We start from the raw sequence: 13,811 nt of genomic DNA, 5'->3' as shown, positions 1-13,811 counted from the left end.
TGGACATCAATTCTTTTTCTTGGTCGACCTGTTCAGAGGAATCTACTGAGGCCTGGATCTTTTTTTTAAAAAAAAGGCGCTTATCCGATTTGTATACTCAAGGATTTCCTGCTCCATTTGTTCTAATTCGTTAGCGTTACGAACCAAGCGATTTGGATCTTCTTCCAGTTCTTTGAGGCATGCAAGGACTTCATCAACAGTATTACAATCTTCAGCTTTCTTCATTAGCACAATCCATTTATGTTCATTTTAGCGTAACAGAGGATATCATTCTTTTTGCTCTAAAAGACAGGCCTTTTTAAAACCGGGAAAATGGGAATGCGCCCCATTCGGGTTTATTGCCCCGATACTGGCCATCATCACCGTTCAGGAAAAAATCGCCACGGGCGTCATTCTGATCACCCTTTTTGCTGTGGGGCATTGTATCCCAATCGTCATTGCCGGCAGTTCCACCGCAGCGGTGAAAAAACTGCTGGAAAACAGCAAATGGAACTCCGCCGGAACATGGTTCAGAAAACTTGCCGGAGCAACCATCGCCTGTTTAGGCGGATATTTTATCATCACCCCTTTTTTGAATTAAATGACGATTATTGATCCCATAGGACAGATAGATGCTTTTAAAAAATTACAGCCTTGAGATATTCAAATCAAAATGCCAGGCCGATGCAAAAGGCGTGCATTGTTTTGCCCATCTTCAACAGGATGTCAGCAAGGTTCTTCCATACCTTAACACCGTCCTCGGCGGATTTGAATACCTGCAAAACCCGCCGACAGTCACCTTCCGGGCCCAGGGCAAATTGATTACCGTCCATGGCAATAAAATTGCCGTCAATGCCTTAAAAGATGAAATCGAAGCCCGGAAAATTGTCGAATGGCTAAAAAATGAAATCAATGCGGCCTGGGAGGACAAAGAGAACATCGAGCCCAGTACTCAAGGAATGCCCAAGCCGGGTATTATTGAAATTTTAAAGCTACTGCCCAAAACCAACTGCAAAGATTGCGGGGACCCAACATGCATGGTTTTTGCCACAAAGGTGGCTGAAGGGGCAAAAGGGGGGCAGGATTGCCCTGGGATGAGTCCACCACAGCGAGATAAATTATCCCGGTATATGAAACAGTTCAATCTGGACTATTAAAAGGACAAAGCCAGCCTTTAAATGAAAAGATGAACCATAGAGACCCCAAAAAACCCCGGGGAGCATAGAATGACATTAAAAAAAAATGAACCCGCCACACCATCAGGATAATCATTGAAGCGATTTTAATTTATTTTCTATTCCGGCATAGTGGGCCGGCCTTGTTTGGCTGGCCCACAGACATTTACATCAACGTACAATCACTAATAGATAACTTAAAGGAGACAATAGACATGAACGATCTGAATCAGGTATTTAAGGAAATGGATTTTCAGTTTTTCGGGTCCGGCGAGCACGGCATGAGCATCGAAGGGATGCGCAAGGTGCTCGGCAACGATCATTTTCTCTTCCTGGATGTCCGAACCCACGAGGAGGTCAAATATCATTCTTTCCCCTTTGCACTGAACATTCCTCTAAATGAACTGCCGGACCGGCTGGGTGAGGTCCCTATGGATAAATTTGTCATCACCTTTTGCTCCTCGGTATTCCGGGGGGCCATGGCCTACACATATCTTTTGGCCAACGGATATGAAGAAGTAAAGGGACTGACGGCCTCTTCCGAGGATATGGCCCTGGCATTCAAGCCCGGTCCTCTGGCCAAAATGTAAACTGATATCCATACCGGCAGGCAACGGGGGAAACCGCCTGCCGGTATTTTTTCCATGGTAAAGGACAGTTAAAATGGAATCTCATATTCTTATTATTGTTTTTCTTGCATTCGGTTTAAGTTTCCTTTTTGCTCTGGGAGGTGTGGGGTCGGCTGTTGTTCTCATTCCCGCTTTATCCTGGGTCGGTGTTCCCTTTAACCTGGCCCGGCCCACAGGGCTCTTTGTCAACTGCGTGAGCATGCTCGGGGCCACCTGGTCCAATTTCAGGGAAAAAAAGCTGGACGTACGCTTGGGCCTTCCCATCATTGCCTCATCCATTGTAATGGCACCCGTGGGCGCCTGGGCCGGCCATTTTTTGCCCACACAAACCCTGCTGATAATTTTCATCGGTTTTTTATTCTTTTCCGGTTCCATGATGATTTTTTTCAAGGGTTCAAAATATGCAGACCAATACCGAAAAGACCGTCCGGTTTCAGGCCCCTTGGGTGTCGGCGTACTGGCCGGGTTTGTCTCAGGGCTTCTTGGTGTTGGCGGGGGCGGCATTATTTCGCCCCTGATGGTGATCCAGGGATTCAACCCAAAGAAAGTGGCCATGGTCACAGCATTTTCAGTGCCTTTTTCATCGTTTTCGGCATTTGTAACCTATGCTGCCATGGGATCGGTGTCCGTTAAAATTCTTGTTTTTGCAGGGCTGGCGGCCTGGACCGGGGGATATATGGGCACCCGGGTCATGCAAAAAAAGATGACGCCCCAAAGCGTTAAGCGGCTGCTATGCTGCGTTTTAATACTTATCGGGATCAAGTTTTTATGGACCATGGCCTAGACAGCCTTTGTTCAATGGGGAGAAAGACAAGACAAATGATTCGATTTTTATTCAACTTGCTGATTTGCTGTGTTGTGATCACTTGTCCGGGGTGCAGGCCGGATCAATCCCCTGCTGTCACAAATAAAAATAAGGGAGAGCCGAATTATATACTCATCGTTTCCATTGATGCCCTGCACCCGGAGGCCTTAAGCCAAACCCAATCCCCCAATATTTATTCTCTCATGAAAAAAGGGAGGTATACCCTTAAAGGGCAGAGCACGGTTCCTCCCCTGACCCTTTTAAGCCATGCCGCCATGTTCACAGGCACAGGGCCAGAGGTCGGAAGAATGGATAACTCCTGGCAGCCGGGGGAAAAGACCGTTACCGGGCCAACCATTTTCACTGACGCAAAATCCAGGGGATTTACAACCGCTTTCTTTTACGCCAAGCAAAAGCTGGGCTACCTGGTATCCAGGGATGTGGATACCCATCAGTTGGATCGGGATTTTACCGTTGAGCTTGCTGATTCTTTTTTTAAAAACACTGACCCAAAAAAATTTTGTTTCCTTCATATCAGCGGGCTTGACCGGGTTGGGCCGATAGCCGGCTGGCTGTCACCAGAATACATGGAAGAACTATTTTTCATAGACAAAAGCCTAGGACCCTTGATTGAACAGGTTATTTCTCACCCCGGTTATCTCATTATCATCATCAGCGACCATGCCGGGCACGGTACGATTCACGGCAGTGACCACCCGGATGACGCTAAGCTTCCTTTGGTAATGATGTCCGATATTGCAGACCTTGAGCCTTACCAGGGTATTTCTTTTTATGTTACAGATCTTAGATCCTTGCTGAAAAAAATTCTGGGAGTATAGGCACAGTGGCAGGCGCCCGTTAGGCCCATTACCTATTCTATGATCCGGTCTATTATTCCAATTCCCCCCAAGGATTATCAAAAGAAGGCAGCAAGGCTGCCGCCGCTTTCAAAGGCCGGGCCGGCAGTCATAAAAAAATCAGGCCTGTGCAGCTTTTGCACAGGCCTGAATAGTGAATGCGGGCAGCGTCACATCCCAATGGCCTTCACCATGACAACCAATTTCTGGATATCCCCATCGTCGGGGTGGCCAACAGCATCATCGGCATCATTGATCCATACCGGTGGGGTATCCTTTTGCCTCACCTTTGCAAGCACCTTGGGATTGACCTCTCCCTGGCATGAAAAGGTGCCGGCAACCTGGTCGTCCCTTAGAAATCCAGTGGCGTGATCCATGGCATTTTTAGCATGGTCAGAGTCCTGGGCCGCCCCATGGGTGGCAAAGAAAAACACCTTGCCGCTGCCGTTAAAATCGTCCAGAAATTTTAAGGTTTTGGGATCGGGCTTTCCGGCCTGAAGCCAGAATCCCACGCCAACAAGGTCATAACCCTCGCAGTTGGGCGAGGCCTGTTCAACGGCCGTTATCTTTTTTTCTCCTTTTATATTATCGTAAACTGCCTGTGCAAGTTTTTGGGTATTGCCTGACTGACTTGAATAAATGATCAATGATTTCATATTACGCCTCCATATATAAAAAAAATAAAAAGTATGGTCATGGTATGGTGTTATTCAATTTGCAGAAGCTCGTCGAGCAAAAGGCCTTTGAACCGGTCCAGGGTGATGGGATAGGCTTGCATCGGGATACCCATCCAGTCGCAATAGTCCAGAAAGGATTCCGGGTCTTCTTCCATATAGGTGTCCAGGTATCCAATACCGTCCAGAACAACGGCGCCACCGGTATGCCGGGGAAAATTTTCATTGGCGATTCCCTTGTCCCAGCCTTTGAAAACCTCGGTTTTGTACTTGACCCATCCCGGAGTCATGAACCAGACCGGCTCACCTCCGGCGACCTCCTGTCTGATCTGTTCCATTTCCCCGTCGGTGGCCAGCATCCCCATGCAATGGGTGGCCTTGACCCTTTTAACATGAAGCCCCTGCTCAGAAATGATCGTCTCCATCAGCCGGGTGGGATTGTCCGGATTGACATAGCAGTATTTACCGCCGTACACGACAATAACATCACTGACCCTCTCTTTTGCTTTGGCGATGAATTTTGTCAACTGGTGTTCCAACTTTTTGATGTCCTGGTGAAGTCCGGGCGTTGTATAGAAAAGGTGCGAGGTATCAAGGAACCCTTCCGCTTTAAGGAGGTTGAGTTCCGGGCTCATCGTTCCGCATGCCACAATGGCTGTATTACTGAAAGATTTCATGGTTAATTTTCCTTTTTCTATGGATAGTTGTCTATATGGTTTATGATGGCCGGGCAACCAGCACCGGCACTTTAGATGTCTGGATAACGCCACTGGCGGTACTGCCGACAAACAGGTCTTTAATATCCCTGTGACCATGGGTTCCCATGATGACCAGATCAAACCCGCCTGTTTCAGCCTCAGTCACAATTTTTTCCACTGGATCACCGGCCTTGATAATGACCCGTTCTTCGGAAAGCGGACAGTGGGGAAAGTGTTCCAGCACTTTTTTGGATTCTTCCCGGATTCTTTTTTGAACCAGATGCTGGGCGGTTTCAATTGCCTCTTTGTTAAATTCATTTTTCTGGTTTGCATCCACATGGGCGGAAATATCATACCCGGCCTCACTGGAATACGTGTCCAGAACATCCGGAATCACATGAATGACCCAGACCTGGGCATCATATTTATTACCGATACCGCATGCATAACGGGAGGCGAACTTTGCCGTACTCGAAATATCAGAAGCAAACAAAATTTTTTTGATTTCTTCAACCACCAGGGTCTCTTTCCCGGATTCATCCGGTTGGACGTGGACAGGGGAGATATCCGCCTGGGATGAATCAATCGTTTTGGCAGGCGGTCCGAATATTTTATTGGTCAGTTTGACATACCAGGCAGCAGACTGAATCTGGATGACGTATGCCATGGCAATGAGAAGGGCGATGGTGGAACCCTCTTTGCCAAATGCGGTCATGGCAATGGCAAGCGCTATGGACAAATCACGCATCACCACCCCATACACCATGGCAATGGCATCTTCCCTTTTAAACATAATTTTCCCAATAAATGACAATACAAGGTAAGAAATCAGGTAAAATACGGTCAAGGGTATCAGGATGGTCACCAGATCAGCAGGATTGGCAATGATATTTTTGGCCTTCAAAGACATGGCAACAAAAGCGATCATGATAACCCCCAGTGCAGAGAAAGGCGGGAATTTGGGTTTATATACATTCATCCAGGCCTGCTGCCCATGTTTTTTGCGAAGATATGTCTGGGTGGTTAAACCGGCAATTAAAGGGATAAACACAAAGATACAGATTTGCTGGAACATATGGACCATATCAACGTCGACCGTTGCGCCCATGAATACTTTGGTGTAGACAGGGGCGGCCATGGAACCGATGATCAGACCGAAAATCAGCATTTTTGTTGCAGCCTCTTTATTTCCTTTTGCAAATCCGGTCCATGAAATGGTCATGCCGGAAGCGGGAAGGACACCGATCAAAAACAGGGCAACAGCCCAGAGCCCATATTTTGGATCCAGTCCTGAAAAAAAGATTTTACCCAAGGCAAAGACAATGATCGGGATCAAAATAAAGTTGATCAATTGGGTGGTGACCTGCAGTTTGGTGTCCCTGCCCTTGAAGATGGTTTTAACGTTTAATGTTGTCATCATGGGATAGATCATCAAAAAGGTGATCGGTATGATAAATTGTTTCAATGGTTTGGCATCAAAGAGAAATCCGCCGCCGATCAACCCTATCAGCATGGATACCGGTATGGCATAAACAAGATTCTGTTGCAGTTTTGTCAGTATTTTAATCATTATTCCACCTATTATCTCTTGTGTTATTTTTTGTCAGGCTGCTGAACACTGGGAAATATTGCCTCCTAAGTTAATTGGGTTGCCGGATTTGAACGCTGGGAAAACGATGGGCATCGGTATGGGGCAAAAACTGGGCCCGGGTAAACTTGTCCATAAATTTAGAATTGCTTGAAAAATCAACATAAGTCATCTTGTTGCAGATCTCGATGGCTTCTCGCCGATGTTCGCCGGAAAGCAGCGCCATGTAGGCTCCGGCAATGGAAGAGTTACCCATATAAATGAATTTTTCCCTGTCCATATCCGGCAGAAGACCGATGGAAACAGCCCTGTCAATGTCAAGGTACTGGCCAAATCCACCGGTGATGATCATCTTTTCCACCATGGAAAAATCCATGCCGATTTCTTCAATAAGAACGGTGAACCCGGCATAGACAGCAGCTTTGCTCAAGGTCAAGCTCCCAATGTCTGATTCCGTAAAGATGATGTCCTCGTCCTGGGCGGCAGCATCGCCGGTTTCAAGGACAAATACGGGTTCTTCATTGAACAGGGTCATCCGGGGATGGTCAACGGGAAGGTTAAATTTTCCATCCTGACCAATGACCCCTTTTTCCATCATCTCCGAAAGCAGGTCAACCATACCGGATCCGCAGATACCCCGGGCAGGTTTGTCATCCACGGTTGAATACTGCGGTACAAAGCTTAGAGGATCCAGAAGGATTTTTTCGATAGCCCCGGATTCAGCTCTCATGCCCCAGCGGATCCCCCCGCCTTCAAAGGCCGGACCGGCAGAACATGCTGCCGTCATAAGAAAGTCATTGCTGCCCAGAACGATTTCACCGTTGGTGCCTACGTCAATGAACAGGGTCAACTCCGGACTTTTGTGTATGCCCGTGTAAAGGACACCTGACACAATATCCCCGCCCACGTAGCTTGCTGGTCCGGGCATAATAAAAACGCCGGCATAGGGGGCCGCTTTTAATCCAGCCTCCCGGGCCAGGATTACAGGAAATTCGGATACCGTAGGGATATAGGGTTCCCGCCGGATATACAAAGCCTGGATGCCTAATGCCAGATGAACCATGGTGGTATTTCCCGAAACCACGATGCTTTGTATATGCTTGTGGGTTTCATTGATGGGTGCCAATGCCCGCTGGGTCAGGTTGTTGATTGTGGACAAGGCCATTTTCTTTAATTTTTGTACACCGTCTTTTTCCGAACAGACAATACGGTTGATAACATCGTCACCGCAGGCCGCCTGACTGTTATGGCCGGATGCCGCACTGAGCACATCTCCTGTATCAAGGCTCACAATATAAACAACAATGGAAGTGGTACCCAGGTCCACGGCAAGCCCTAAAGGATTTACATGGTCCTTTTCCGGCTGGATATCCACAATATGGGAGGAACATTTTTTCTGTAAAATCGCAACCCGGACATGCCAGTTATCTTCTCTTACTGCATTTGTGAGTTGACGCATGAGCCGCAGATCAGTGCTCATGGAGAATGTGTCGCACCCCTGCTGTTTTAATCCACGTTTGAGCCGTTCCAGGTCCGAAACCGTATCGTCTAAATCAGGCGGATCTAAGGTTAAAGAATAGGTTTTAACCAGGGGGTCAATGTCCTGGACCAGGCCTGAAAGTTTTTTGGTGGCCTCTTTTCCCATGCCGGCAGCCTTAAGATTTTTTTCCAGGGCCTCTTCCGGAATCCGCACGGTGACATCGGAAAGAATTTTAGCCTGGCAGGCCAGCACCATGCCTTTTTCTTTTTCGCCCGGACTCAGCAGACGGGTTTCCCGATGGTCTATATTCCCGGATTCCAGTATCAGCTTGCACTTACCGCAGGAGCCGCTGCCTGAGCAGGATGCATTGATATAAATGCCGGCTTTTTGAGCTGCTGATAAAAGAGTTGTCCCTTTGTTCAGAAAAATTTCATGATCTCCGGGAAAAAACCGTACATTCACCGTCCCCGGTCCCCGGAGGGTTTCCTTCTCTTTATCAAATCCTTTGCTGGACATAAAATGAATTGGGCAGGACGGCCTGAATTTACAGTATAGATATAGGTCTCGGCATTCCAGGCAATCCTGGCAAAGATAAGTGTCGTGTTTTATGCAATGGTAACGGGTTTCAATTTCAGGGTGATTAATGCATTTTCCCATAATTTAGCTTCCTTTTTTGAATTTGGCCTGCACCAGGCTTTCAGCCGAATCTTAGGTTCCCAGCACTGCGTCCAGTACTTTTTCAATGGCAGATATGGACTGTAGACCGATCAGCCGCTGTTTTTCTTTTCCGCTTTCAAACAGGATTAATGTCGGGATGCTGTGAACCATATAGTCTGTGGCCAGCTGTTTTTCTTGATCAATGTCTATTTCCATCACCCTAGCCCTGCCATCGTAAGAACGGGCGACTTCCTTAATCACAGGTGCCATTGCCACGCAGGGCCCACACCATGATGCGCTAAAATCCGCCAGAACGATTTTTCCCTTTAGATGATTTTCAAATTCTACCTTATCCATGCTTACCTCTTATTCAGTATTTAAGATGTGGTTTAGCACTTAAGAAATTCAAATTTCATGCCAGATTAATCAGCAAAATATAACTGTACGATATAATAGGCAAAATTGTGATTTTAGATATACAATTGCTCTAACTGAGGGCCGGATCTGCACAAAAGGTAACGCAAACAAAACGTTAGTAACGGTTTTTTATATTTCTTTTGACTTTCCGGAATAAATGTTATCTTTTTAGAATGTTAATTGGCGCTCTTTTACCGGAATATAATTAAAAATTAGACTCGCCCCCTCTTTGATAATTATAGTAACGTTACGATCAGACAAACAAGCGTTACTCTATAAAAAAGGATCAACAATGCAAACACATGAAATCTGGAATGTAACTTTTCTAAATCAGATCCTGGACACCATGGCAGAGGGGCTGTTCACCTTAGATGCTAAAGGCAACATAACATCCTGGAACAAATCCATGGAAAAAATCAGCGGGTATAAGGCAGGCGAGGCCGTGGGAAAAACATGCCGCCTGATCGAATGCAGCCGATGCTTTGGAAAAATGTGCCCGGCAGACGTCAATACCTGCGGTGTTCTCAAGCATGGCAGAACAGAAGCAAAAGAATGCTTTATCCGTCACAAAAAAGGGTATGAAGTCCCCGTGATAAAGAATGCCAGGCTGGCCAGGGATAAAGACGGGCGGACCCTCGGTATTGTGGAGACCGTTACCGATCTGACCGAACTTAAAAAAATCAAACAAAGGGCAGAGGAAGCCCAGAGAAAACTGAAAAAAAACTATAGCTTGGGCAGTATCATTGGCAAAAGCGCAGCCATGCAGAATGTATTTGATGCCGTGAGAGCCGCTTCCAAAAGCCGGGCCAATATTCTGATCCAGGGGGAAAGCGGTACAGGTAAAGAGCTGGTGGCAGGTGCCATCCATTACCTGGGGCAGTTTGCAGACAAGCCCATGGTAACGGTAAACTGCTCAGCCCTAAGCGAAACCCTCCTGGAAAGCGAGCTGTTCGGCCATGTCAAAGGGGCGTTTACAGGCGCTCACCGAGACAGGAAAGGCCGGTTTGAAGAAGCCCATGGCGGCACCATTTTTTTAGATGAAATCGGAGAACTGACACCATATATGCAAGTGAAGCTTCTGAGGGTTCTCCAGGAAAGAGAAATTGAGCGGGTGGGTGATTCAAAGAAAATAAAAATCGATATCCGTGTCATAGCCGCCACCCACAAGGATCTGTTCCAACTGTCCCGGGAAGGTATATTCCGGGAAGATCTTTTTTACCGCCTCAAGGTTTTCCCCATCCGGGTTCCGCCGCTGCGGGAACGCCGGGATGACATCCCCCTTCTGGTAAAACACTTTATAAAAAAAGGGAATCAACGGGAGGGTAAGTCCATTAAACAGGCGGATACAAACGCCATGAAACGGATCATTGAGCATCCCTGGATCGGCAATGTCCGAGAACTTGAAAATGCAATTGAACATGCCTTTGTCCTTTGTGATAAAGATAAAATTGGTATAGCGCACCTGCCCATCGAAATCCGCAAGCCAGGTCAGACGGAATCTTATGACACCTCGATACATTCCCCGGCAGGGTTTGTAAAAAAACAGAAGGTTAACAAGGATAAATTGATCCGACTATTAGAAAAACACGGTTGGAACAAGGCGGAGGTGGCCCGACAAATTGGGAAAAGCCGGACAGCAGTATGGAAATATATGAAAAAATGGGACATCCCTTTGCAGAAATGATTACCCCATCAAAACGGGTTCGCTTGTAAAAAGAGTCGGTTAGCTCAGGTGCTGTAAATCAAATCAGGATCGAGTCTTTGCCTATCTATAACTCTGAGGATGGAAGCGGATTGTAGGCTTGATACATAAAATTTGGCAGATTAAAGGCACCAAGGCTACCCCTGTAATCGTCTGCCGCAAAACCTTGGCAATAAAGGAAATGGGGCCTTGATGGTGGATCAGGGCCCATGCCATACATTGATTTAACCTGGACATATATGGTATGGGTCTGGTTTGATATAATAAAAGCAGGAAATGATCATGCCCCCTTATACCTTTATGAATCAGCCGGTCGCAAAGGCTCTCTATTCCGCCCTGATCCTGGACCCCTTTTACATCACCCTGGAAAAACAAAGTTTTAAAGACCCGAAAAAGGCAAAACAGGCCATGTTCTGCTATATGGATTATGCCCTTAAAGAGGCAAAGGACCATGGCCGGGTGGTATTTACCCAGGATCGGACTTCGGGGGCATCCATTTGGGCCAAACCCATGGATACTGTGACAGAAAAAAAATTATCAGACCGGAAAAAAGATTTTATCGATCATCATCTGGGCCGGGACAGCCTTAGGGCATATTGCACCATGGTGGACTTTATGGCTGGGCAGTCCCAGGGCCTGGTCCCCGGACAATCCTGGTATTTGTCCATTCTGGGCATAGCCCCAAACTGCCAGGGAAAAGGTCTTGGAAAAAGCATAATGACAAAAGTGTTAAGGCAAATTGATGATCTTGGCCGGGCGGTGTATGCGGAAAGCTTTACCCCCAAAAACTTCAGGTTCTACCAAAACCTGGGATTTGAACCTGTCAAAACCATCAAAGAACCGTTTACCGCAGCCTCGTACACCATTTTGCTCCGACCCCCGAAAGTCGGTAACCAATAAACACCGGAATGACCCGAACCCAGGAGGCGCCCCTATGAAACTCACCGTATTGGTTGACAATAATACCCTGATTGACAGATATTTCACCGCAGAACCCGGACTTTCCCTGCTCATTGAGGAGAAAGACAAAACACTGCTCTTTGATACGGGATACTCTGATCTTTTTCTTAAAAACGCCGGAAAAATGGGAAAAGATCTTTCCTGTCTGGATCATCTGGTCATCTCACACAGCCACCTGGATCATACCTGGGGTCTTTTTCATTATATTCAATATCTGACTGAACTGGCCATTGAAAACAGGGCGTATAAACGGCCGGTCCTCACAGGTCATCCAGACATGTTCACCTCGGTTTCCATGGACGGGATACCGGAACTGGGAAGTCTGGTCTCCAAAAAAAAAGCCGAGTGCCACATGGAACTCAGGCTGATCCGGGAACCTGTTTGTCTTTTTCCGGGACTGACCTTTTTGGGGCAAATCCCCAGGAAAAACGATTTTGAAGGCAAAACCACCATCGGGGTTAAACAGGACACAGGCGGGCCTGATCATATCCTGGACGATTCCGCCCTGGTCTATGAATCAGACCAGGGCCTTGTGATCATCGCAGGCTGTGCCCATTCAGGCATCTGCAACACCATTGCCCATGCCCAAAACATCTGCAACCAGACCCGGGTGGCCGACGTTATCGGGGGATTTCACCTTTTAGACCCGCCCCAATCTCAGCTGGATCCCACCCTGGCATTTTTCAAGGATCTTGCCCCGGCAGCAGTCCATGCCTGCCACTGCACGGATCTGAGTTCAAAAATCGCCCTGTCAAAGGTGGCACAGGTTCGGGAAGTGGGGGTGGGAATGACCCTTGACTACAAATCCTCTATTTGATTTTAAACGCAAAGGATAAACCGCCCGGGTTCAGGGATGCCAGGGGCATGACAAAGGAAACCCATAATGACATATATATTTAAAACACCAACGACAGACCAGGATCTGGAAAAAATTTCAACCCTGCTCAACCGGGTATTTCACCCTGAAAAAGTGGGGGATCTGGCCCGTGTCTTTTCTGCCCATCTGCCCAGAATGAAAAAAGAAAACTGGTTTGCCATGGCTGACCCGGCCACAGGTGATCCTGTATCCGCCTTTGCCCTGATCCCATGGACCTGGGCGTTCAACGGGATCCGCCTTAAGGTGGCGGAAATGGGCCTGGTGGGCACCTGTGAATCCTGCCAGGGCAAAGGGCTGATGAAACAGCTAAACACCCGGTTTGATGCCCATGTCAGAGAACAGGGCTATGATCTTTGCGTGATCCAGGGAATCCCGGGATTTTATCATCATTTTGGATTTCACTGGGCCGTTGAACTCGAACACCACGTGAACCTGCCCCTGACCCTTATCCCGGACCCGGATATTGAACCCAAGGCCGAAAAAAACAGCACCCAGAATACAGAATTTCAGTTTCGCAGGGCAAAGGTTCAGGATGTCGGGTTTCTCATGGACCAGGACAGGGTCTACCAAGAAAACCATTCTCTTTCGGTGCACCGGTCCAAAGAGGAGTGGGCATATCTGCTCACCCATTCAAAAGCCACTGAATACGGATCTGATTTCTGGATCATGGAAAAAGAAAACAGACCTTGTTTCTATGCCAGGGTCCCCTTTGAAGGATTCGGCCAGGGACTGATTCTCAGCGAAGTTTCAGAAAAGATCAGCCATGGGGGATTTATGGCTTTGGTTAATTTTCTAAAAACAACGGCCTGGGCGCAGGAAAAAGATCATATCCGGATCAATCTGCCCCCGGCCTCCCCTGCAGGACAAATGGCCATGGCCATGGGGGCGGTCCATTCAAGGCCCTATGCCTGGCAGATTAAAATTTGGGACAGCACAGGTTTTTTGAACCGGATCAGGCCTGCGCTTGAATCCAGGCTTGAAAACACCATGTTTAACAATTATTCAGGCCTGTTAAGGCTCAACCTCTACACTGAATCCATTGACCTTAAATTTGTCCATGGCAAAATGACCATTGCCAGGGGGGATGACAAAGAGACCCAAAAAACATTTAATATTCCCAAAGACCTTTTCCCGGCCCTGGTATTGGGATATAAATCATGGCAGGAGCTCCAGCACTGCCGACCGGATATCTTTCCTGTGAACCAGCACTTAAGATTTAAATCGGCCATTGAACCGGATGAGGCGGGCCTTTTGATGGATCTGCTATTTGCGCCCCAAAAATCATGGATTTACGAACGGTATTAGGCAAAGGA

The 13,811-nt window shown here is 47.4% G+C and carries 15 protein-coding genes; 8 read left to right on the top strand and 7 right to left on the bottom strand.

What is annotated here, in order from left to right:
• Positions 1–42 precede the first annotated feature (42 nt).
• Entirely contained in the window at positions 43–225 is a 183-nt protein-coding gene (locus tag HUN05_09105; GenBank protein ID WDP85275.1) for a hypothetical protein, read from the bottom strand.
• Between the two features lie 141 nt (positions 226–366).
• Positions 367–561: a hypothetical protein gene (locus tag HUN05_09100; GenBank protein WDP85274.1), complete on the bottom strand. Its 195-nt coding sequence runs from the start codon at positions 559–561 to the stop codon at positions 367–369.
• A 50-nt stretch (positions 562–611) separates the two neighbouring features.
• Here HUN05_09100 and HUN05_09095 point away from each other — a divergent pair, with 50 nt between their 5' ends.
• The 4 genes from HUN05_09095 to HUN05_09080 all read left to right on the top strand — a co-directional run bounded on the left by HUN05_09095 (position 612) and on the right by HUN05_09080 (position 3,427).
• Positions 612–1,136 carry a Fe-S cluster protein gene (locus HUN05_09095; protein ID WDP85273.1) on the top strand — a complete coding sequence of 175 codons (525 nt, stop codon included), beginning with the start codon at positions 612–614 and terminating at the stop codon, positions 1,134–1,136.
• Between the two features lie 233 nt (positions 1,137–1,369).
• Positions 1,370–1,744, top strand: a complete 375-nt coding sequence (locus HUN05_09090; protein WDP85272.1) for a rhodanese-like domain-containing protein — start codon at positions 1,370–1,372, stop codon at positions 1,742–1,744.
• Between the two features lie 73 nt (positions 1,745–1,817).
• Positions 1,818–2,567 carry a sulfite exporter TauE/SafE family protein gene (locus tag HUN05_09085; protein WDP85271.1) on the top strand — a complete coding sequence of 250 codons (750 nt, stop codon included), beginning with the start codon at positions 1,818–1,820 and terminating at the stop codon, positions 2,565–2,567.
• 35 nt (positions 2,568–2,602) lie between these two features.
• Positions 2,603–3,427, top strand: a complete 825-nt coding sequence (locus HUN05_09080; GenBank protein WDP85270.1) for an alkaline phosphatase family protein — start codon at positions 2,603–2,605, stop codon at positions 3,425–3,427.
• 188 nt (positions 3,428–3,615) lie between these two features.
• Here the strand turns inward: HUN05_09080 and HUN05_09075 are convergent, their stop codons facing one another.
• The 5 genes from HUN05_09075 to HUN05_09055 all read right to left on the bottom strand — a co-directional run bounded on the left by HUN05_09075 (position 3,616) and on the right by HUN05_09055 (position 8,899).
• On the bottom strand, positions 3,616–4,101 hold the full coding sequence (locus HUN05_09075) for a flavodoxin family protein (protein WDP85269.1): 486 nt from the start codon (positions 4,099–4,101) through the stop codon (positions 3,616–3,618).
• 50 nt (positions 4,102–4,151) lie between these two features.
• The gene (locus HUN05_09070) at positions 4,152–4,796 is read right to left on the bottom strand and encodes a DUF1638 domain-containing protein (GenBank protein ID WDP85268.1); all 645 of its coding nucleotides are present in this window, start codon (positions 4,794–4,796) and stop codon (positions 4,152–4,154) included.
• A 40-nt stretch (positions 4,797–4,836) separates the two neighbouring features.
• Complete coding sequence (locus HUN05_09065) at positions 4,837–6,387, bottom strand: universal stress protein (protein ID WDP85267.1); 1,551 nt, start codon at positions 6,385–6,387, stop codon at positions 4,837–4,839.
• A gap of 70 nt (positions 6,388–6,457) precedes the next feature.
• Complete coding sequence (locus tag HUN05_09060; protein WDP85266.1) at positions 6,458–8,542, bottom strand: DUF4445 domain-containing protein; 2,085 nt, start codon at positions 8,540–8,542, stop codon at positions 6,458–6,460.
• Positions 8,543–8,593: 51 nt separating this feature from the next.
• The gene (locus HUN05_09055) at positions 8,594–8,899 is read right to left on the bottom strand and encodes a thioredoxin family protein (GenBank protein ID WDP85265.1); all 306 of its coding nucleotides are present in this window, start codon (positions 8,897–8,899) and stop codon (positions 8,594–8,596) included.
• 352 nt (positions 8,900–9,251) lie between these two features.
• On the opposite strand from HUN05_09055, the gene HUN05_09050 reads away from it, so the two are divergent.
• The 4 genes from HUN05_09050 (at position 9,252) to HUN05_09035 (ending at position 13,803) form a co-directional block, all read left to right on the top strand.
• The gene (locus tag HUN05_09050) at positions 9,252–10,643 is read left to right on the top strand and encodes a sigma 54-interacting transcriptional regulator (GenBank protein ID WDP85264.1); all 1,392 of its coding nucleotides are present in this window, start codon (positions 9,252–9,254) and stop codon (positions 10,641–10,643) included.
• Positions 10,644–10,943: 300 nt separating this feature from the next.
• Positions 10,944–11,561 (top strand): GNAT family N-acetyltransferase, encoded by a 618-nt coding sequence (locus tag HUN05_09045; GenBank protein ID WDP85263.1) that lies wholly within the window; start codon positions 10,944–10,946, stop codon positions 11,559–11,561.
• A gap of 34 nt (positions 11,562–11,595) precedes the next feature.
• Positions 11,596–12,438 carry an MBL fold metallo-hydrolase gene (locus tag HUN05_09040; GenBank protein WDP85262.1) on the top strand — a complete coding sequence of 281 codons (843 nt, stop codon included), beginning with the start codon at positions 11,596–11,598 and terminating at the stop codon, positions 12,436–12,438.
• Positions 12,439–12,504: 66 nt separating this feature from the next.
• The gene (locus tag HUN05_09035) at positions 12,505–13,803 is read left to right on the top strand and encodes a GNAT family N-acetyltransferase (protein ID WDP85261.1); all 1,299 of its coding nucleotides are present in this window, start codon (positions 12,505–12,507) and stop codon (positions 13,801–13,803) included.
• Positions 13,804–13,811 lie beyond the last annotated feature (8 nt).

Source organism: Desulfobacter sp. (genome assembly GCA_028768545.1).
Taxonomy (GTDB): domain Bacteria; phylum Desulfobacterota; class Desulfobacteria; order Desulfobacterales; family Desulfobacteraceae; genus Desulfobacter.
This window is presented reverse-complemented; position numbering and strand designations above follow the sequence as displayed.

Coding starts and splice junctions, on each gene's coding strand:
- HUN05_09075 (WDP85269.1), bottom strand. CDS start 4,101: ATGAAATCATTGATCATTTATTCAAGTCAGTCAGGCAATACCCAAAAA.
- HUN05_09055 (WDP85265.1), bottom strand. CDS start 8,899: ATGGATAAGGTAGAATTTGAAAATCATCTAAAGGGAAAAATCGTTCTG.
- HUN05_09090 (WDP85272.1), top strand. CDS start 1,370: ATGAACGATCTGAATCAGGTATTTAAGGAAATGGATTTTCAGTTTTTC.
- HUN05_09095 (WDP85273.1), top strand. CDS start 612: ATGCTTTTAAAAAATTACAGCCTTGAGATATTCAAATCAAAATGCCAG.
- HUN05_09060 (WDP85266.1), bottom strand. CDS start 8,542: ATGGGAAAATGCATTAATCACCCTGAAATTGAAACCCGTTACCATTGC.
- HUN05_09065 (WDP85267.1), bottom strand. CDS start 6,387: ATGATTAAAATACTGACAAAACTGCAACAGAATCTTGTTTATGCCATA.
- HUN05_09070 (WDP85268.1), bottom strand. CDS start 4,796: ATGAAATCTTTCAGTAATACAGCCATTGTGGCATGCGGAACGATGAGC.
- HUN05_09085 (WDP85271.1), top strand. CDS start 1,818: ATGGAATCTCATATTCTTATTATTGTTTTTCTTGCATTCGGTTTAAGT.
- HUN05_09045 (WDP85263.1), top strand. CDS start 10,944: ATGCCCCCTTATACCTTTATGAATCAGCCGGTCGCAAAGGCTCTCTAT.
- HUN05_09035 (WDP85261.1), top strand. CDS start 12,505: ATGACATATATATTTAAAACACCAACGACAGACCAGGATCTGGAAAAA.
- HUN05_09080 (WDP85270.1), top strand. CDS start 2,603: ATGATTCGATTTTTATTCAACTTGCTGATTTGCTGTGTTGTGATCACT.
- HUN05_09105 (WDP85275.1), bottom strand. CDS start 225: ATGAAGAAAGCTGAAGATTGTAATACTGTTGATGAAGTCCTTGCATGC.
- HUN05_09040 (WDP85262.1), top strand. CDS start 11,596: ATGAAACTCACCGTATTGGTTGACAATAATACCCTGATTGACAGATAT.
- HUN05_09050 (WDP85264.1), top strand. CDS start 9,252: ATGCAAACACATGAAATCTGGAATGTAACTTTTCTAAATCAGATCCTG.
- HUN05_09100 (WDP85274.1), bottom strand. CDS start 561: ATGATAAAATATCCGCCTAAACAGGCGATGGTTGCTCCGGCAAGTTTT.